This is a genomic window from Photobacterium sp. NCIMB 13483, from assembly GCF_003025475.1.
Taxonomy (GTDB): Bacteria; Pseudomonadota; Gammaproteobacteria; order Enterobacterales; family Vibrionaceae; genus Photobacterium; species Photobacterium piscicola.
Map to the genome: position 1 here is coordinate 78,098 of NZ_PYLV01000013.1, position 20,000 is coordinate 98,097.

Below are 20,000 nucleotides of genomic sequence, written 5' to 3' on the forward strand. Positions count from 1 at the left end.
AAAAAAGCGCCGTTAGGCGCTTTTTTTATATTGATATTAATGGCTTATTTAGTTTGAATTAAACCTGTATTAATATCTAACACGTCTTGTTCGCTAAGTGTGCCTACCGCTTGCTTTAACTGTAATTGCGCCAGGATATAATCATAACGCGCATTAGCAAGTTCACTGTTAGCTGAGTATAGGCTACGGGTTGAGTCTAATACATCAACAATCGTACGTGTACCGACATCAAAACCAGCTTCTGTTGCTTCTAATGCTGATTTTGCAGAAACAACAGATTGTTTATATGCATTGATTGAACCAATCGTTGCATTAATGTTGTTATAGTAGTTACGTACATCTTTTACGATTAAACGGTATTGTGCTTCTAGATCTTCACTTGCCGATACGTATTTATATTGTGCTTGTTTTACTTGAGATGTGGTATTACCGCCCGTGTACACAGGAAGATCAATTCGAATACCAGCACTTAGGTTGCCTTCATCTGGGCTCATTAGTCGACTTGTATCATCGTATTGATAACCAGATTCAAATGATAAGGTCGGTAAGTGTCCTGAATCTGCTAATGAAATATTATCACGAGCAATATCTTGACCGATGCGTGACGCGAGTAAGGTCAAGTTTTCAGTTTCTGCATCTTTAACTAGATTATCAGCCGCTTGCTTAGGCTTGCTTGCTGAGAAACTTGCGGTATTTAATAGATCTAGTGATGAATAAGCATGACCAGTGATTTCACGTAATTCTTCGTAGCTATTAGCAAGAGTATTTTTCTTAACGATGATAGACGCCAATACAGTATCGTATTGTGCTTGTGCATCGTAAACGTCTGTAATTGCAGATAGACCTACTTCAAAGCGTTGTTTCATTTGCTCTAGTTGACGACCAACCGCTGCTTTTTCTGCTTCACCAAACTTCAAATCATCTTGCGCTTTTAACACATTAAAATACGCTGTAGAGACACGTAAGATTAGACCTTGTTGCGTAACTGCGTAAGCTGCATCACTTTGACGAGCTTGCTTTTCTGCAATATCAAGACCAACCCAACTAGCGCGGTTATAGAGTGACTGGCTTAATGTTACGCCAGCATTGAAACCGTTATCCTTGCCTTCTTTTGAGTCAAGGTAGTAGGTGTTGTAGCCTGCAGAAAGATTAATTTGTGGCAAAAGGGTACTACGTGAAGAATTGATTGCTTCAAAAGCTGCATCTTTATCGGCCGCGGCTTTTAGAAGTTGTGGATCATTTTGCTTGGCTTGCTGATAAATCTGAGCGAGATCGTCAGCCGATGCTGATTGACTCATTGAGCCAACTGCAAGGCTAATAATGATTGGAAGCAATTTTTTCATGGATGCCTTTCCTGGTCTTGCTGACAAAAATGGGAATGTATAAATAGTGCAAGCGCCAGTTTACCTGAAGCAGGCTTGCTTGAAACTGATCATTACGTAGTTTTACCTAATGACTGTATTCTAACATTCGATAATAAACTTATTGTAATCGATTTAATAAACACCGTGTCAAAAAGATACATGATATTTAATTGTTTAAACATTAAAAGTGGAATATTACACTTAAAGTATAACTACAAGGAATATTACTTAAGTTTGATACAATATCGGTTGGAGTTGATGAACTTTTAATTGATATTTATCGTCAAAGGAGAAAATCATGACTAAAGGATCAGATAATTTATCTATGTCTCAGACATTTCATCGGAATGATGTCGAGGTTATATCAACCAAGACAGTATATGACGGTTTTTTTAAAATGATCAAATACCGTTTACGGCATAAGCTGTTTGCTGGTGGTTGGAGCGGAGAGTTTGAGCGTGAATTATTTGAACGTGGTCATGCCGCCGCCGTTTTACCCTATGATCCTGTGCGTGACCAAGTGGTATTGATTGAACAGTTTCGCGTGGGTGCGTTAGCGGCTAATTGTCAGCCATGGCAGTTAGAAATTGTGGCTGGTATGCTTGATCATGACGATGAATCAGCAGAACAAGTGGTACGTCGAGAAGCAACTGAAGAATCGGGTTTAGTGCTTGGTAAAACTGAAAAGATTTCACGTTATTTGTCTAGCTCTGGTGGTTGTTCTGAAATACTTGATATTTTTATTAGTGAGGTCGATAGTCGTTTAGCCCAAGGGATACACGGGGTTGCGAGTGAATCAGAAGATATTCGTGTACATGTTGTTTCCAGAAATCAGGCTTATCAATGGCTAGAATCTGGTAAAATTGAAAACGCAGCTACAATTATCGCATTACAATGGCTGCAACTTCATCATCAACGTTTGCGACAGGCATAAAATAAATTATCTTATAATCCTAGGGGAATGATTTGAATAAAAGGTATACTGTTGATTTGACAAGCCTAATGCGCTTGTATGAAACCAATTACGCTAAACTCCTTCCGTTATTGCCTCGCAGTGATGCTGTTGGAGATAAACACGTATACCTAGTGTGTGATGATGTATACCAGTTAGAAGTTATTGAAACAACACGTTACACCACAGTGGTAACATTAGGTTTAGTTGAGAGTAAGGCAGTGGCTGAGTATTTAGCCCCCTTATTAACTGTGCGGTTATACCATGACGCTAAGGTAGCAGAAGTGTGTGCTGCTCAACAGATTTCTCGTCTCAAGCCAATATATGATTATCCTAACTTGCGTATGCATCAAAAAAATGAGAAACATCAAGTCAACCTTTTCTTAGGTGACTGGTTGAAGCATTGTTTACGCCACGGGCTTAGTAAACAATCCGTTTGTTAATTGAACTTAATTGCTCAGAATAGACAAGGTTTTTTACGTTTTGCAGACCTATTCGCTGCCGCAGACTAACCCCGAAAGTGTGGTTCTTCTGCAAATTACTGACACTCATTTGTTTGCCAATGGTTCAGGCTCTTTGCTTGGCGTGACAACCAAAGAAAGTTTTCATGCCGTGCTCGCTGGGGTAGATATTGCCGCGCGCCATTTTGATGCTATTGTAGCCACGGGTGATATTTCTCAAGACCATACGCCATACTCTTATCAGCGTTTTGCTGATGGTATCTCACGTTGGTCGCAACCGTGTTTTTGGTTACCTGGAAATCATGATTTTCAGCCGACAATGCAATCCATTTTACCGAGTGAGCAAATTAAGCCTCAGCAACAGGTATTAGTGGGTGATTATTGGCAAATGATTTTACTCGATAGCCAAGTACAAGGTGTACCGCATGGTGAATTAAGTGCGGAGCAATTGCTATTATTAGAGAACGCTCTGACCCGCTATCCTGAGCGGCATGCTTTGATTTTATTACACCATCATCCACTAGAAGCGGGTAGTGCGTGGCTTGATCAACATCAACTGCATAATAATAGTGGTTTATGGCATGTGATTGATCGCCACCCGCAAGTGAAAGCGGTATTGTGCGGTCATATTCACCAAGATTTAGATCGTATGTACCATGATGTGCGTGTGTTGGCGACACCATCTACGTGTATTCAGTTTATGCCAGATTCTGATGATTTTGCATTAGATCATAATAATCCGGGTTGGCGTTATTTAGAACTGACTAAAGATGGACGTATCATCACCAGCGTTCATCGCATTAGTGGTGATCAATTTAAACCCAAACTAGATGCAGCTGGTTACTAATGCCATCATTATTGATTTACTTACATGGCTTTAATAGCTCGCCATTATCATTGAAAGCCCAGCAAATGATAGCGTATTGTGACGAACACCGACCGGATATAAAGGTTGTTGCTCCTCAATTACCAAGCTATCCTGCTGAGGCAAGCCAATACCTTACACAACTCATTGAGCAGTACCAAGATCACTATACCATTGGTGTTGTCGGAAGTTCTTTGGGGGGCTATTTAAGTGCGTGGCTCAGTGAGCGTTATCAGCTTCCTGCTGTATTGGTTAATCCCGCGGTTAAGCCTTATCAATTGTTAGTTGATTATCTTGGGCCTCAACAAAACCCATATAGTGGTGAACACTATGTATTGGAGGCTCAGCATATTGAACAATTGAAAGCGCTTGAAGTGCTCAATATTACCCAGCCGCAATTATTATGGGTATTATTACAGCAAGGTGATGAAGTGCTTGATTATCGCCAAGCAGCATTAAAATATGCACACTGTCGGTTAACAATTGAGGCTGATGGTGATCATGGTTTTTGTGATTTTGAACGTTTTCCCGCCACCATTATTCAATTCTTAGGGTTATAACCTGACTTATCTGTTCATTGAGTAACGAGATAGGCTACCCTATAAATCAAGTTCTGTGCATTAGCATAAATGAATAGCTTGTTTACGCCCCTTTTTAATAAAGCCAAAAAAGAGGCGCTACTCACTGAATGTGAGTTTTCCGCTGACTCTCGCTTGACAACAACGCGAGGGTTACTGACTATTGTTTGTAAAATTTTCCCGTAAATTTCCGTGATATGACAGATCAAAGCTATAACGCTGGAGCCATTGAGGTTCTAAATGGCCTTGAGCCAGTACGCCGCCGTCCGGGTATGTATACCGATACGGTAAGACCTAACCACCTCGGTCAAGAAGTTATCGATAACAGTGTCGATGAAGCCTTGGCTGGACATGCTCGTAAAGTTGAAGTCATTCTTCATGCCGATCAATCACTAGAAGTGATTGATGATGGCCGTGGTATGCCGGTAGATATCCATCCAGAAGAAGGGGTTTCTGGGGTTGAACTTATTCTATGTAAATTGCATGCCGGAGGTAAATTTTCGGGCAAGAACTACCAATTTTCAGGTGGTTTGCACGGGGTAGGTATTTCAGTTGTTAACGCCCTTTCTAATCGGGTTGAAGTGACGGTTAAACGTGACGGTCAAGTGTACCAAATCGCATTTGAAAATGGCGATAAAGTCTCTGAATTAGAAGTGATTGGCACTTGTGGTCGTCGCGCTAAAGGGACTAAAGTTCATTTTTGGCCGAATCCTAAATATTTTGATAGTGCTAAATTTTCAGTTACCCGTCTTAAAAATAATTTAAAAGCTAAAGCAGTGTTATGCCCTGGCTTAGAAGTGGTATTTACCAATAAAATAACTGATGAAACAGTTACTTGGTGCTATGAGGATGGCCTTAAAGATTATTTGGCTGAAGGTGTTAAAGGCTATACTTTATTGCCAGAAGAACCTTTTACCGGTGTCTTTAGTGGTGCAACAGAAGCGGCTGATTGGGCGCTATTATGGTTGCCTGAAGGCGGTGAATTAATCACTGAAAGTTACGTTAACCTGATTCCAACTGCACAAGGTGGTACGCATGTTAATGGTTTGCGCCAAGGCTTGCTAGATGCTATGCGTGAATTCTGTGAGTTCCGTAATTTGTTACCGCGTGGTGTAAAGCTGACTGCGGATGATATTTGGGATCGCTGTGCGTACGTGCTCTCCGTCAAAATGCAAGACCCACAATTTGCAGGTCAAACTAAAGAACGTTTATCGTCGCGTCAATGTGCGGCATTTGTTTCTGGTGTTGTAAAAGATGCCTTTAGTTTGTGGCTGAATGAAAGGCCACAACTGGCTGAATTATTGGCAGAAGTTTGTATTGCTAATGCCCATCGCCGTATGCGAGCCAGTAAAAAAGTCGTTCGTAAAAAGATCGCTTCAGGCCCTGCATTACCGGGTAAATTAGCCGACTGTTCTCAACAAGATTTAAATCGTACTGAATTATTCTTGGTGGAAGGTGATTCGGCGGGCGGCTCTGCGAAACAAGCCCGTGATCGTATGTATCAAGCCATCATGCCGTTACGCGGTAAGATCTTGAATACGTGGGAAGTGTCATCGGATCAAGTGTTGGGATCTGAAGAAGTGCATAATATCTCAATCGCATTGGGCATTGATCCTGATAGTGATGATTTGAGTGGTTTACGCTACGGTAAAATCTGTGTGCTTGCCGATGCGGACTCCGATGGCTTACACATTGCAACGTTGTTGTGTGCCTTATTTATGAAGCACTTTGAAGCCTTAGTACGAGCTGGGCATATCTTTATTGCTATGCCTCCCCTTTACCGTATCGATTTGGGTAAAGAGGTCTTTTATGCACTGGATGAATCTGAAAAGAATGCCATTCTTGAGCGTTTAAAAGGCAAACGCGGTAAGATCAACGTGCAACGCTTTAAAGGTCTGGGTGAAATGAACCCTCTGCAATTACGTGAAACCACTATGGATCCGAATACCCGTCGTTTGGTGCAATTAACTATTGATGATGATAGTGAAACCAATGAAATGATGGATATGTTGCTCGGTAAAAAACGCGCAGAAGATCGTCGCCATTGGCTACAAAGTAAAGGCGATATGGCGGAAGTATAATTCATCCCCACGTATATCATTTTTAAATCGGCAAACATTATGTTTGCCGAATCGCATTATTTAAGACGGATTATCTCACGATGACTGATGTCTCTATGGATGGCGTTGAACAGCTTCCACTTAGAAAGTTTACTGAAGACGCTTATTTAAATTATTCCATGTATGTAATCATGGATCGTGCCTTGCCTTTTATTGGTGACGGCTTAAAACCTGTACAACGTCGTATTATTTATGCGATGTCAGAGTTAGGTTTAAGTGCGAGTGCAAAATATAAAAAATCAGCACGTACTGTTGGTGACGTATTAGGTAAATTCCATCCACACGGTGATTCTGCGTGTTATGAAGCGATGGTACTGATGGCACAGCCTTTCTCTTACCGTTATCCGTTAGTCGACGGTCAAGGTAACTGGGGTGCGCCTGATGATCCCAAATCTTTTGCTGCAATGCGTTACACTGAATCACGTTTATCGCGTTTTTCAGAAATCCTATTATCTGAAATAAACCAAGGCACAGCCGATTGGGTACCTAACTTTGACGGTACTATACTTGAGCCTAAAATGTTGCCAGCACGATTACCTCATATTCTATTAAATGGTATTACTGGTATTGCGGTTGGTATGGCAACAGATATTCCCCCGCATAACGTACGTGAAGTAGCTAATGCTGCGGTACACATGATCGATAATCCTAATGCTGATCTTGAGCAATTAATGGAATTTGTTCAAGGTCCTGATTATCCTACTGAAGCTGAAATCATTACCTCAAAATCTGATTTGAAGAAGATGTACGCCACTGGGCGTGGTAGCGTTAAAATGCGCGCTATTTGGCATAAAGAAAACGGTGATATTGTTATTACCGCGTTGCCTCATCAGACATCAGGGGCCAAATTATTGGAGCAAATTGCGGCGCAAATGCGTGCTAAAAAATTGCCAATGGTTGAAGACCTGCGTGATGAATCGGATCATGAAAACCCAACTCGAATCGTGATTGTACCGCGTACTAATCGTATTGATTGCGATCAGTTAATGAACCACTTATTTGCATCAACAGATTTAGAAAAAAGTTTTCGTGCGAACATTAATATGTTGGGCTTAGATGGTCGTCCACAAGTTAAAGGCTTGGTGACGATTATTAAAGAATGGCTTGAGTACCGCCGTAGTACTGTTCGTCGCCGTTTGCAGTATCGTTTAGATAAAGTGATCGCCCGTTTACATATTTTGGAAGGTTTATTAGCGGCATATTTAAATATTGATGAAGTGATTGAGATCATTCGTAGTGAAGATGATCCCAAAGCTGAATTAATGTCACGCTTTGATTTAAGTACAACCCAAGCGGATGCAATTCTAGAAATTAAACTGCGTCAGTTAGCCAAGCTTGAAGAAATTAAGATCCGTGGCGAATTAGACGAATTAGCCAAAGAACGCGAACAACTTGAAAAGCTATTAGGTTCTGAGCGTCGTTTAAATACTTTAATTAAAAAAGAAATGATCGCTGATGCTGAAAAGTATGGTGATGATCGTCGTTCTCCATTAATTGAACGAGCAGAAGCAAAAGCCATGACTGAGCGTGATTTACTGCCAAGTGAAGTGATCACGGTTGTTCTGTCTGAAAAAGGCTGGATCCGTCATGCGAAAGGGCATGATGTTGATCCTAATACACTTAATTATAAATCAGGTGATAACTACCTTGCACACGCGCGAGGTAAGAGTAATCAACCCGCGATATTCTTAGGTTCAGATGGTCGTAGTTATGCGCTTGAGTCTCATAGTTTACCATCCGCACGTAGCCAGGGTGAGCCGATTACTGGTCGTTTAAATCTGACGCCTGGCACCAATATGCGACAGGTAATGATGGCTGATGATAATCAATTATGGCTAATGGCATCCGATGCAGGCTATGGTTTCATCTGTAAGAGCAGTGATATGGTATCGAAAAATAAGAGCGGTAAAGCCTTATTAACCGTACCTGAAAAGTCCTTAGTGCTGCCACCGCAGCCTATTGCTGATATTAATAATGATCAAATCATGGCCATCACTAATGAAGGTCGAATGCTATTATTCCCAATTAAAGATTTACCACAGTTGGGTAAAGGCAAGGGGAATAAGATCATTAATATTCCATCAGCACGCGCAAAAGCCCGTGAAGAGTTTTTGTCGTATTTGATGGTGATCACAGCTGATAGTCATGTCACCTTGTATGCAGGTAAGCGAAAGTTAGGTCTGAAACCAAGTGATCTTGAGAACTTCCGTGGTGAGCGAGGACGTCGAGGCTCAATGTTACCACGAGGCTTGCAACGTGTGACTGATATTGAAATTGATTCTCCGCAAACAGCAACCGATGATCAATTAACCGACAGTTAATGACGGTGATAGATACCATAAAGCCCTCTTTTTATTGAGGGTTTTTTAATGATTTATGTGTGTAGGTTGTGTTGTTGATTATAACGTTATAGATCCATATAACAGGTGTAATTTTCTTTGCTGTGGGTATACTGGCGCACACTTGTACGCTGAGGAGTGTTTGAATGATTTATATTTTACGCATGATTGCGGTCGCGATCTTTGCGATTGTAACCTTTGTCTTTGGCTGTGGTTATTGCTTATTTAGCCCTCGAAACCCTAAACATGTTTATACTTTTGGGCGGCTTTTTAGCAAAATGTCGCGGGTTGTCGGGATTAAACTTGAAATCCGTTATGCTGAAGATGCTGATCAAGTAGGTCCAGCGGTTTATATTGCTAACCACCAAAATACTTATGATTTATTTACTGTTTCTGGTGCAATTATGCAGCGAACAGTAACCGTAGGTAAAAAAAGTTTAGTCTGGATCCCATTGTTTGGGCAATTATACTGGATCACAGGTAACATTCTCATTGATCGTGCAAATCGCAGTAAAGCGGTTGGCACTATTGGTCAGGTTGTGGATAAAATTAAAAAAAATAAAGTCTCAGTATGGATGTTCCCTGAAGGTACACGCTCTCGTGGACGTGGTTTATTGCCTTTTAAAACAGGCGCTTTTCATGCCGCTATCGGTGCTCAAGTTCCTGTTGTACCCATTGTTTGTAGTTCAACTGATAACGTAAAACTAAACCGTTGGGATAATGGCCTTGTGATCGTTGAGGTAATGAAGCCGATTGCGACGGTTGGCTTGGGTAAAGAAGATGTTCGTAACTTATTAACCCAAAGTCGTGATCTAATGGCTGTGAAGCTAGCAGAATTAGATCAAGAAGTAGCTCAACGCAATAAACATTAATTGTATCTATTTAAAGCTTAATAAATATAGCTAAAAGATATAACATGAGCATCATTAACAAGGACATGTTTTATGAACATGTCCTTGTTTTGTTTTATTGTTAATAAATAACAAAAAGCAATATTTTGATATAAAAGTAGAAGATAATCATGACTGAAGAATATGTAGTATTAGTAGATGAACAAGGCCATGAACTTGGTCTACAAGAAAAAATGCAGGCTCACCGTGATGGCACATTGCATTTGGCGTTTTCAGTATTACTTTATCGTGATACTCCCTCTGGGCGTGAGTATTTATTACATCAACGCGCACTAGAGAAATATCATAGCGGTGGTTTGTGGACCAATACTTGTTGTTCTCACCCTCGTCAAGGGGAGTCATTTAGCCAAGCGGGTATTCGTCGCTTACAAGAAGAAATGGGTATTACGCTATCAACCCACTTAATCGATGTGGGTCATTTTTGTTATTACGCGACATTGGATCAACAGTTAATTGAGCATGAGTTAGATCATGTGCTGATCGCAGAGGGTGATGGTTTGGTGTTTACGCCTAATACTGCTGAAGTGATGGCTTATCGTTGGTGGTCTATCGCGGAGTTGCAGTTGCAATTACAACAAGCCCCGCAGTTATTTACCGCATGGTTTGCGCAGGTATTTGCAATGGCTGAACAGTCTTATTCTTAATTCTAATAATAAAAAGCGATCACTAATTTCAGTCTCGTGATCGCTTTTTTAACGATTATTTACGTACAGCAATCGCTTCAATTTCAATTTTTACATCTTTAGGTAGACGCGCAACTTCAACACAAGAGCGAGCAGGGTAAGGCGCATTGTGTTCATCGAAAAATGCACCGTAAACTTCATTTACTGCACCAAAATCATTTAGATCTTTAACAAATACAGTCATCTTCACGATATCAGCAACGCCTAAGCCTGATGCTTCTACAACTGCTTTAACGTTATCTAATGATTGACGTGTTTGAGCGGCAATGTCTTCTGCAACGTCACCTGTTAGTGGGTTAACAGGGATCTGGCCTGATGTTAGCACCATGCTACCAAGATCAACACCTTGTACGTAAGGACCGATTGCTGCTGGTGCTTGCTCTGTATGAAGAATTTTTGTCATGATTTATCCTATTTAATGATCATAAAAAGGCACAGGTAATCGCCTTTAAGTGTTAATTAATATGGGGGCAATAACGCTTATATTCAACTAATGATCATCGTAATCAATCGCTATTTCAACCCTAAGCAATGTTTTACTACCTGTAGGCATTGGTTGATTCGTGTTATGTCTTTTGGTGCAACCATCACTGTATCATTGCCACCGATGGTGCCTAAAATATCCACATGAGGCTGCATATCAATTAATCGTGCCACTAATTGTGCACTACCAGGGTGAGTTTTAATGACCACAACAAGTTGGTTATGACTGACAAATTCTATTTGTGATGCAATGGATGCATTAATTTTAATCGGTTCATTTTCGGTGGTAAGGCAATAAATTTTTTTCCCCGCAGCATTGGGTACTTTCGCTACGCCTAAGCGTAGTAATAGCCGTGATACTGTTGATTGGCTGATATCGTGAAAGCCTAATTCAATTAATTGATACCGAATATCATCTTGCGTTGTAAAGCTTTGTTGTTGTAATAAACGTTTACATGCTGATGTCATATTATCATTACAATAATGATGATCGATTGCTGGGGGTTGGATATCCATTGAAGTCACTCCTTGGCAATGTATGGATCAATAATGGGTTGGCGATATAAATTATCGGCACGGCAATGTGCGCGCTATTTCATATGGATAATATCAATTATAATATAGTGGTGATATGACCATTATCACCAAATAACAAACGTAAGATGGAGTTATTGTAGTGAATAATGGCAATGTGATGCTGATTAACGTTATTGAATATGGCTAATTAATAACAAATCTGTGATCTTGTAGAGGAAAAAGTACCCAGCGCTTACGCTTTGTTATTGAAAGTGTATTTACTGGGTAAGAGGAGTGAATAGTAATATTAGCTATTACATTCAGTGACGATTTGGCGTGAGAACACTTTTTCGCAGTATTTACATTTTAGCTGAATATCTGATTTTTTAGTCAGCACTTTAAAGCCACTGTTAACGGGTTCGCCGTGTGATATACAGTTACTGTTTGGACATTTGAAGATAGCACTGATAAATTCAGGTAGTGATAAATTTAGCTTTTTAACTACTTCATAATTTTCAATTTGATTAACCGTTGCCTTTGGTGCGTAAAGCGCTAATTGATTGGCTTGATCTTCAGTGACAAACACATTTTCAATTTTAATTAGATCTTTAGCACCTAGCGCAGAAGATGGCAAATTAAGCCCGATAGTGACACGCTCATTTGTACCATCGATATTAAATAATTTAAGAATCTTAATACCAATATTGGCTGGGATATGATCGATAACAGTACCGTTTTTAATTGCTTCAACTTTTAGTTGGGTTTCCTTAACCATGATCATCACACCTTTTTATAAAGTTTCATTAAGTACAAGAGCCAGTAACGCTTGACGCGCATAAACACCATTTTCTGCTTGTTGGAAGAAGTAAGCATATTTAGTCTTATCGACATCGACAGTGATTTCATCAACCCGTGGCAGTGGATGTAATACTTTTAGGTTGTCACGAGCGCTTTCTAACATGTTGGCGGTTAAAATATAAGCGGCTTTCATATGCACATATTCAGACTCATCAAAACGCTCTTTTTGAACACGAGTCATGTAAAGAATATCTAACTCAGGAATGACGTCTTCCATGTTGTTGTGCAAGCTGTAACTGATACCTGCATCATCCAATTCTTCACAAATATAATCCGGCATTGCCAATACTTCAGGGGCAATAAAGAAGAATTTAACATCATTAAACTTTGATAATGCTTGAGTTAATGAATGTACGGTACGGCCATATTTTAAATCACCAACGAAGGCGATATTAATACCATCAAGTCGACCTTGGGTTTCATGAATAGTAAACAGATCCAACAAGGTTTGGGTTGGGTGTTGGTTTGCACCATCGCCACCATTGATAACAGGTACACCATTAGAAAACTCAGACGCTAAACGTGCAGCCCCTTCTTGCGGATGACGCATAACAAATGCATCAACATAAGAAGTAATCACTTGCACTGAGTCAGATAATGTTTCGCCTTTATTCGCCAGCGATGTATTTCCTGGTGAATCAAAACCGACCACTGTGCCACCTAGGCGTTGGATAGCGGTTTCAAAAGAAAGACGGGTACGGGTCGATGGTTCAAAGAAGCAACTAGCGACGACTTTATTTTTAAGTAAGGTCGGGTTAGGTTCGGCTTTTAGTCTCGCAGCTGTATCAATAATAAGCTCTAGTTCAGCACGATTAAGCTCTGGTATAGAAATAATATGCTTTTTAAACAGCGAATTAGCCATGGCTTCTTTCCCTATGATGGTTTGATTAAATTGAAATACGGTTGTTGTTTGCTAAATTTTAGGCAAAAAAAAGCCCCCTATTAAAAGGAGGCTTTTTTTTGAAAAATAGGAAAAATAAAATAACAAACCATCATCAAAGGATGATTACTGCGAGTTAATGTCGAGTTGATTGCAGGGTTCATTTTTTATCTCTTGCTAGGCAAATTGCAAGGATTATACCGTCTATTTTTTATGGCGCAAGCGTTTGCGTTAACTATTCAATCTACGGATTTTTATGCAATTTTAGTTATGTGATTTTTGGTGTTTTATGTTCTTATTTGTATGAAAAGTAAAGATATTTATTTTGTGTTGAATTTTATGTCTGCAAAAATATGCAACTGCCGTTCAAGCGAACGGCAGGGTATTAAACATTATTATTGTTGATAGTCACTTAGTTACCCAGTGTTGCTACCATTACCGCTTTAATAGTATGCATACGGTTTTCTGCTTCATCAAATACAATTGAGTGGTCAGATTCAATCACTTCATCGGTTACTTCTACCCCTTTAGACAGCATAGGGTAAGCTTGAGCAAGCTCTTTTCCAACTGTGGTATCTTCACCATGGAAAGCAGGTAAACAGTGCATAAATTTCACATGTGGATTACCCGTTGCTTTTAACATTGCCATATTGACTTGGTATGGCAGCATTAAATTGATTCGTTCAGCCCATGCTTCTTTGGCTTCACCCATAGAAACCCACACATCGGTATAAAGGAAATCACACCCTTGAACACCTTCTTGAACGTCTTCTGTCATGGTGATTTTAGCGCCTGTTTCAGCGGAGATCTCACGACATTGAGCGACAAGTTCAGCATCAGGCCAAAAAGCTTTTGGTGCGACAAGGCGAATATCCATCCCCATTTTTGCAGCACCAACCATTAATGAATTACCCATGTTATTGCGTGCATCACCTAGGTAAGCAAATGATATTTGATGTAATGCTTTGCCGCGGCCGTGTTCTTGCATCGTTAGGAAGTCTGCTAAAATTTGCGTTGGGTGGAATTCATCAGTTAAACCATTCCATACTGGCACTCCTGCGTATGCGCCAAGTTCTTCAACAATAGCTTGTCCAAAACCACGGTATTCAATGCCATCGTACATACGACCTAATACACGAGCGGTGTCTTTCATTGATTCTTTATGGCCAATCTGAGAGCCAGAAGGACCTAAGTAAGAAACTTGTGCGCCTTGATCAAAAGCGGCAACTTCAAATGCACAACGCGTACGGGTTGAGGTTTTTTCAAAGATCAGCGCAATGTTTTTACCTTTAAGGCGTGGTTGCTCATAACCATTGTATTTTGCTTTTTTTAATTCAGCCGATAGTTCAAGTAAATGTTGAATCTCACGAGGAGTGAAATCAAGTAATTTTAGGAAGTTACGATTACGAAGATTAAAAGCCATGATGTATCCCTCTTAAGGTTCAGTATCTCTTCGACTGAATCTTTTATGTTATAGTTGAGTTACTCAAAAATATTTAATGTTAATAATATGTGTATCTTATTTTTTATTGTTTGTGAATAGTTATTCTACTTATCTGCAATAATATTTGTTCCTGCAAGCCCTTTTAGAATCTCTAAGCCGTCATGTAATGCGCCGATACCGACTAATTTTCCACCTTGCTTAATAAATTCGCAGGAAGCTTCAATCTTGGGACCCATAGAGCCCGCATCAAAGCTGTACTGCGATAATGCACGTGGTGTGGCGCTGGAAATGGCTTTTTGGGTTGCTTTGCCCCAATCAAGATAAACAGCATCGGCATCAGTCAAAATAAGCAAGGCATCGGCGTTTAATTGCTTGGCGAGATAAGCCGCTGACATGTCTTTATCAATTACAGCTTCAACCCCAACCAGTTTGTTATTTTCACGTTTAACGGGAATACCACCGCCACCAGTACAAATGACTAAGTGATCGCGTTTAATTAAGGTTTCGATTGCATCACATTCCACGATGCCAATCGGTTGTGGGCTTGGTACCACGCGGCGGTAATATTGACCGTCAGCCTTTACCGTCCATTGGAACTTCTCCGCTAACTCACGCGCTTCAGCTTCTTGATATACAGGACCAATAGGCTTGGTTGGATCAGCAAAAGCCGGATCTTGTGGGTCAACGAGCATTTGAGTGAGCATGCAAGAGACATCTTGTTCTGGCAGTAAATTCTTTAATTCCTGCATTAAGATATAGCCGATCATGCCTTGTGTTTCAGAGCCCAACACGTCTAATGGGTAAGGCATGACTTTTTTATATTCCAATCCTTGCAGTGCCAGTAACCCGACTTGAGGACCGTTACCATGTACCAATACCACGTTATATTGTTGCGCAATTGCTGCGATAGTTTTGGCCGCTGTTGCAATGTTTTGACGTTGAATGCTGGCTTCTAAAGGCTCACCGCGGCGTAATAAAGCATTGCCACCAAGGGCAACCACAACAGTTTGTTTAGTCATCGCTGTGTCTCTCCGTATTTATTAGTGGCTGGTCGGTAGTCGCACCAGCCTTTGTTATTGGGCTAAATACCATCACGCTCAATTGGGCAACTCATGCAGCGAGCACCACCGCGACCGCGGCCAAGTTCATCACCAGGAATAGGTAATACGGTGATGCCTGCTTTATCGTATTTTTCATTGGTGTAAGTGTTACGCTCATAACCAATAACTACCCCAGGGCTGACGGTTAATACGTTGTTAGCATCGTTCCATTGCTCACGTTCAGCTTCAAAGTTATCGCCACCAGTGGTAATTAAATTAAGTTGATCAACGCCCAAAGCTTTTTCGATAGCGTGAACAAAATAACTTTCTTCTTTAGCTTTAACATTGCCGTAAGCATCGCCAGTTAGGCTCCAGCATTGGACATCTTTACGAATAACTTCAGGGTAAACAGAGAAAGTGTCTTCACGCATATGCGTCATAACGGTGTCAAGGTGCATGCATGAACGATGCTTTGGTAATTCCATTGCAATCACTTGTTTGGCTTGGCCGTGCTTAAATAAGCTAGCGGCTAATGCTTCAACACCTTGTGGTGTGGTGCGCTCTGACATACCGATTAACACGCTGCCTTTACCTATAACTAAAACATCACCGCCTTCAATAGTGGATTTGTCATAAGCATTTTGCTCATCGCCAAAGTATTTTATGAACTCTTGGCCTGCAAACGTTGGGTGCCAGCGGTAAATAGCACGTAAGTGGTTGGTTTCACGTTGACGCGCTTCTTTAGCCATCGGGTTAATAGAAACACCGCCATACACCCAACATGAGGTATCACGAGTAAAAAGATGATTAGGTAATGGCTTAATAATAAAGTCACAAGGTGAATGCATTCTTTGCATAATAGAAGAAGATTGCAGTGGCAATTCGGCGTAACTTAAACCGCCTAATAAAATGGAAGCGAGTTCTGCGTGAGGTAAGTCAGCTAAGAAACAGCGAATGTCATTCGCAAAGGTATCACCAAAGCGGTAATTTGATATTTGCGTTGATAGCAACCAATCTTTGGCTTCAGGAATAGCTAATGTTTCACTTAACATGGTTTGCAATAATAAAACTTCAACACCTTGTTGGCGTAAAGTATTCGCGAATACATCATGTTCTTCACCCGCTTTTTCAACGGATAAAACATCATCAAATAATAAATCTTGGCAATTAGATGGTGTAAGATTATTTAAAGCACGCTCTGGACGATGGATTAGTACGCGGCGTAGTTGACCTATTTCAGAACCCACATAAAAGTTACTCATGATAGTATCTCTCTATTTATGCCTGTTAATGATTGGCTATGTTTAAAGTTACGAAGCGTTAAATAAGTATTGCGTGTTGTTTATGCAATTAATTCTACGTGGTTAACTATATTTGTATAAGACCGTTATCACACTTTAATTATTAATAACTTAGCTAGGTTATGGTGGTTATTTGCAAAAAATAATAGTGAAAAAATAAAAATACAGCCTGGTTTATTATGTGGTTTTGATGTTTTTTTAAGAATTCTTCTTATATTATGTTATTGTTTTTAATTGGTATTTATTTTTAATGTGGGATTTTATTCATTTTGTTATTTTAAATAAGTTTTAATGCTGTTGAATAATATTCATCTAATATGATTATCTATTTTAAATAATGGTATTTATGCGCTGGGTATTTAATTTTTAAAGTGTTTTTTGTGATGCTGATTCATTATTTATTAAACTAGTTTAATGTTATTTTTTTTATTTAAATATGTATTATAGAGTTATAGAGTTATAGAGTTATAGAGTTATAGAGTTATAGAGTTATAGAGTTATAGAGTTATAGAGTTATAGAGTTATAGAGTAGAGATAAGAGTAGGACGTAAGGAATAATAAAAATATTAACAACAAGTATAGTGATAAATTAAATGATAATAAAAAAATCTAATTCTATTTAGACTGAAAAATAAAAAACCGCCCAAGGGCGGTTTTAATTATTTAAAATGATTTGATGGGGAAATTAAAGATCTACACTAATATTACGCCAATACTTAATACCACCATCGTAAATACAATAATAATACCTAATAATGGTGCGACCCACTTTAACCATCGAACATAAGGTACGCGTGCAATCGCAAGCCCTCCCATTACTACAGCAGACGTGGGAGTAACTAAATTCACTACACCTGACGCAGATTGGTAAGCCGTTACAACGAGCTCTCGTCCGACCCCTGAAAAATCAGCCAATGGCGCCATAATCGGCATGGTGAGTACTGCCAACCCTGAAGTTGATGGCACTAAAAATGACAGTAGTATTTCTAATATATACATCACATTGATAAATACCACCGCTGAGAGGCCGGTGACGATGTGCTCGGCTGAGTTTAGAATGGTATCTGTGATCATGCCGCGATCCATGATCACCACAATACCACGCGCAATACCGATAATTAACGCCACGCCAAGCAGATCTCGCGCCCCATCAATAAAGCTGGTTGAAAAATCTTCCTCGCTCATTCGTGATACAAAGCCAATCAGAATCGAGGCACCAAGGAACATGGCAGATATTTGTGGCATCCACCAACCAGCAACAGCAACGCCGTAAATCATTACTGCAAACGAGAGTCCAAAAATCGCCAGAATAATTTTACGGGTGGTGGTGAATTCCAGCATTTGGTCAGATTGATTACTTAAAAAATGCGCTTTATTTTGTTCATATTGGTCATACACAATTGATTTTGTTTTATCTTCGCGCACCATTTTTGCATAGCGCATGACGTAACCAACACAGATTAACCAGCCAACCGTTAGAATAATAATCCGTAACATAATGCCATCAGTGAACGGTATGCCTGCCGCATTAGAAGCAATAACTGTTGCAAATGGGTTTATCGTCGAGCCCAATGTTCCAATGCCAGCCCCCAGTAATACAGTTGCCGCAGCGACAAGAGGATCAAACCGTGCCGCCATCATTACCGGAACTAATAAGGTATAAAAAGGTAATGATTCTTCTGCCATACCATAAATGGTGCCGCCAGCGGCAAACAGACCCATCAGAATCGGGATCATTAATTCTTCTTTACCATGCAGGCGGGCCGTGACGCGCTCAATACCTGCATCAATGGCTCCTGTTTTTGTCACTAACCCTAAAAAACCACCAATAATTAAAATGAATAATGACACATCAATGGCTGCGGCTTCATAAGACTCATGGTTATAGAAGCCATCGATAGGAGCAAGTAAGACATCAATAACGCCCTGAGGATTACTATCAACGGGCTTATAGGTACCTGTAATGGGAACTTCTTTGCCAAGATCTACATTCATTTCACGATCATATTGACCAGCTGGTACAACCCATGTCAGCGCGGCAACTAAAGCAATAAGCGTAAATAAAATGGTGTAGGCCGATGGGAATTTTAATTGAGAAAAAAAGCTTTTCTTTTCGGGTTTAATTTCTGTATGTGTCGTCATGGTTATCTCCTGCACCGTCGGTTAATGATAACCATAAGGTGTGTTTGTCTGCATGAGTGATAAAGAAGCACTTATGGATAAATAAGGGAACAAACAATAAACGTAATTTATTCAAAACGGGTGTTGCTGAGTATATAAGGTGTAAGTCGCTAATAAACAATCTCATTTGGTCTTGGGACTTCATGATTCTAAAGCGGAATATAGTTACTAACTCAACGATTGTTCACAGTTTTTTTGCATCAATATTAATGCATCAGGGCATGATTTTTCGATGAGGGATATTAGTGTAAAAAAAATGGGTGGCTATGCGAATAATAAATATACGAAAGGCGGATAAGGGCTGATGCTGCGGCTATTGTTGAATGAATGTTGAAATAAGCATGGAATATTATGCATTACAATGAGTATTTAGTGGTTTAACGTTAATTCATCAACGCTTGATTAAGATCAATTTAGGCTTGGGGGATGCGTAACATATGGTAATTGAGTGCAAACCATGCGATATTTGCCAGCAAATTTATTCCATAGGTGGAGTGATACCATGTCTTACGCAGAATTGATTGCAGAGCAAAAAGAAGAAACGCGCGAAATTATCGCCGCACTACTTGAAGATGGCAGTGAGCCAGAGGCGCTTTACACTATTGAGCACCACTTCTCTGCAGACACATTTGAAGAACTAGAAGCTGCAGCGGTTGAAGCATTTAAACTTGGTTTTAATGTTTTAGAAGCAGAAGAGCTAGAGCTTGATCCTGAAGATGGCGGTGGCAAGGTTGTATGTTTTGATGCAGTTATGGAGTCAGCTCTAAATGCTGATCTTATTGATGAGCAAGCTGAAAAGCTCATCAAACTAGCTGAAAAACACAGCATTGATTATGACGGTTGGGGTACCTACTTCGAATCTGACGAAGATGATGAAGAAGAGAGCGAAGACGAAGAATAAGTCGTCATAATACCACTCTGTTCTAAAAAGCCGGCATTTTGCTGGCTTTTTCTACTTTTTGGCGGTGATATCAAATTTTGATATTCACGATATGATAGAAATTTACCCGTGATCACTGTCTGT

At 40.0% G+C, this 20,000-nt stretch carries 18 protein-coding genes; 9 read left to right on the top strand and 9 right to left on the bottom strand.

Annotated elements, in window-relative coordinates:
- Positions 1-44: 44 nt before the first annotated feature.
- Positions 45-1,343 carry an outer membrane channel protein TolC gene (tolC, locus tag C9I86_RS11835; protein ID WP_080158568.1) on the bottom strand — a complete coding sequence of 433 codons (1,299 nt, stop codon included), beginning with the start codon at positions 1,341-1,343 and terminating at the stop codon, positions 45-47.
- Between the two features lie 319 nt (positions 1,344-1,662).
- On the opposite strand from tolC, the gene nudF reads away from it, so the two are divergent.
- From nudF to idi, 8 genes are all read left to right on the top strand, one after another.
- Entirely contained in the window at positions 1,663-2,298 is a 636-nt protein-coding gene (nudF, locus tag C9I86_RS11840) for an ADP-ribose diphosphatase (protein ID WP_080158567.1), read from the top strand.
- A 32-nt stretch (positions 2,299-2,330) separates the two neighbouring features.
- The gene (locus C9I86_RS11845; RefSeq protein ID WP_080158566.1) at positions 2,331-2,759 is read left to right on the top strand and encodes a DUF1249 family protein; all 429 of its coding nucleotides are present in this window, start codon (positions 2,331-2,333) and stop codon (positions 2,757-2,759) included.
- 40 nt (positions 2,760-2,799) lie between these two features.
- The gene (cpdA, locus tag C9I86_RS11850; protein ID WP_107276428.1) at positions 2,800-3,624 is read left to right on the top strand and encodes a 3',5'-cyclic-AMP phosphodiesterase; all 825 of its coding nucleotides are present in this window, start codon (positions 2,800-2,802) and stop codon (positions 3,622-3,624) included.
- On the top strand, positions 3,624-4,202 hold the full coding sequence (gene yqiA, locus C9I86_RS11855; protein WP_107276429.1) for an esterase YqiA: 579 nt from the start codon (positions 3,624-3,626) through the stop codon (positions 4,200-4,202). The genes cpdA and yqiA overlap by 1 nt, the downstream gene beginning before the upstream one ends.
- 215 nt (positions 4,203-4,417) lie before the next feature.
- Positions 4,418-6,301 carry a DNA topoisomerase IV subunit B gene (parE, locus tag C9I86_RS11860; protein ID WP_107276430.1) on the top strand — a complete coding sequence of 628 codons (1,884 nt, stop codon included), beginning with the start codon at positions 4,418-4,420 and terminating at the stop codon, positions 6,299-6,301.
- 80 nt (positions 6,302-6,381) lie between these two features.
- Positions 6,382-8,661, top strand: coding sequence for a DNA topoisomerase IV subunit A (parC, locus tag C9I86_RS11865; protein WP_107276431.1), 2,280 nt, complete (start codon positions 6,382-6,384; stop codon positions 8,659-8,661).
- A gap of 164 nt (positions 8,662-8,825) precedes the next feature.
- The gene (locus tag C9I86_RS11870; RefSeq protein WP_107276432.1) at positions 8,826-9,551 is read left to right on the top strand and encodes a 1-acylglycerol-3-phosphate O-acyltransferase; all 726 of its coding nucleotides are present in this window, start codon (positions 8,826-8,828) and stop codon (positions 9,549-9,551) included.
- Between the two features lie 149 nt (positions 9,552-9,700).
- Positions 9,701-10,234 (top strand): isopentenyl-diphosphate Delta-isomerase, encoded by a 534-nt coding sequence (gene idi / locus C9I86_RS11875; RefSeq protein ID WP_107276433.1) that lies wholly within the window; start codon positions 9,701-9,703, stop codon positions 10,232-10,234.
- 55 nt (positions 10,235-10,289) lie between these two features.
- On the opposite strand, the gene C9I86_RS11880 is transcribed toward idi, so the two are convergent.
- The 8 genes from C9I86_RS11880 to C9I86_RS11915 all read right to left on the bottom strand — a co-directional run bounded on the left by C9I86_RS11880 (position 10,290) and on the right by C9I86_RS11915 (position 18,937).
- Positions 10,290-10,676: a Rid family detoxifying hydrolase gene (locus C9I86_RS11880; protein ID WP_107276434.1), complete on the bottom strand. Its 387-nt coding sequence runs from the start codon at positions 10,674-10,676 to the stop codon at positions 10,290-10,292.
- Between the two features lie 110 nt (positions 10,677-10,786).
- Positions 10,787-11,272 carry an arginine repressor gene (locus tag C9I86_RS11885; RefSeq protein WP_080158558.1) on the bottom strand — a complete coding sequence of 162 codons (486 nt, stop codon included), beginning with the start codon at positions 11,270-11,272 and terminating at the stop codon, positions 10,787-10,789.
- A gap of 307 nt (positions 11,273-11,579) precedes the next feature.
- On the bottom strand, positions 11,580-12,047 hold the full coding sequence (gene pyrI / locus C9I86_RS11890; protein ID WP_080158557.1) for an aspartate carbamoyltransferase regulatory subunit: 468 nt from the start codon (positions 12,045-12,047) through the stop codon (positions 11,580-11,582).
- A 15-nt stretch (positions 12,048-12,062) separates the two neighbouring features.
- Positions 12,063-12,992 carry an aspartate carbamoyltransferase gene (pyrB, locus tag C9I86_RS11895; RefSeq protein WP_080158556.1) on the bottom strand — a complete coding sequence of 310 codons (930 nt, stop codon included), beginning with the start codon at positions 12,990-12,992 and terminating at the stop codon, positions 12,063-12,065.
- A 430-nt stretch (positions 12,993-13,422) separates the two neighbouring features.
- Positions 13,423-14,433, bottom strand: a complete 1,011-nt coding sequence (locus C9I86_RS11900) for an ornithine carbamoyltransferase (protein ID WP_080158555.1) — start codon at positions 14,431-14,433, stop codon at positions 13,423-13,425.
- 125 nt (positions 14,434-14,558) lie between these two features.
- Positions 14,559-15,473, bottom strand: coding sequence for a carbamate kinase (arcC, locus tag C9I86_RS11905; RefSeq protein ID WP_107276435.1), 915 nt, complete (start codon positions 15,471-15,473; stop codon positions 14,559-14,561).
- Between the two features lie 62 nt (positions 15,474-15,535).
- Positions 15,536-16,756 (bottom strand): arginine deiminase, encoded by a 1,221-nt coding sequence (gene arcA / locus C9I86_RS11910; RefSeq protein WP_107276436.1) that lies wholly within the window; start codon positions 16,754-16,756, stop codon positions 15,536-15,538.
- 732 nt (positions 16,757-17,488) lie between these two features.
- Complete coding sequence (locus C9I86_RS11915; RefSeq protein ID WP_107276437.1) at positions 17,489-18,937, bottom strand: YfcC family protein; 1,449 nt, start codon at positions 18,935-18,937, stop codon at positions 17,489-17,491.
- A gap of 541 nt (positions 18,938-19,478) precedes the next feature.
- On the opposite strand from C9I86_RS11915, the gene rraB reads away from it, so the two are divergent.
- The gene (rraB, locus tag C9I86_RS11920; protein WP_080158551.1) at positions 19,479-19,877 is read left to right on the top strand and encodes a ribonuclease E inhibitor RraB; all 399 of its coding nucleotides are present in this window, start codon (positions 19,479-19,481) and stop codon (positions 19,875-19,877) included.
- Positions 19,878-20,000: the final 123 nt, after the last annotated feature.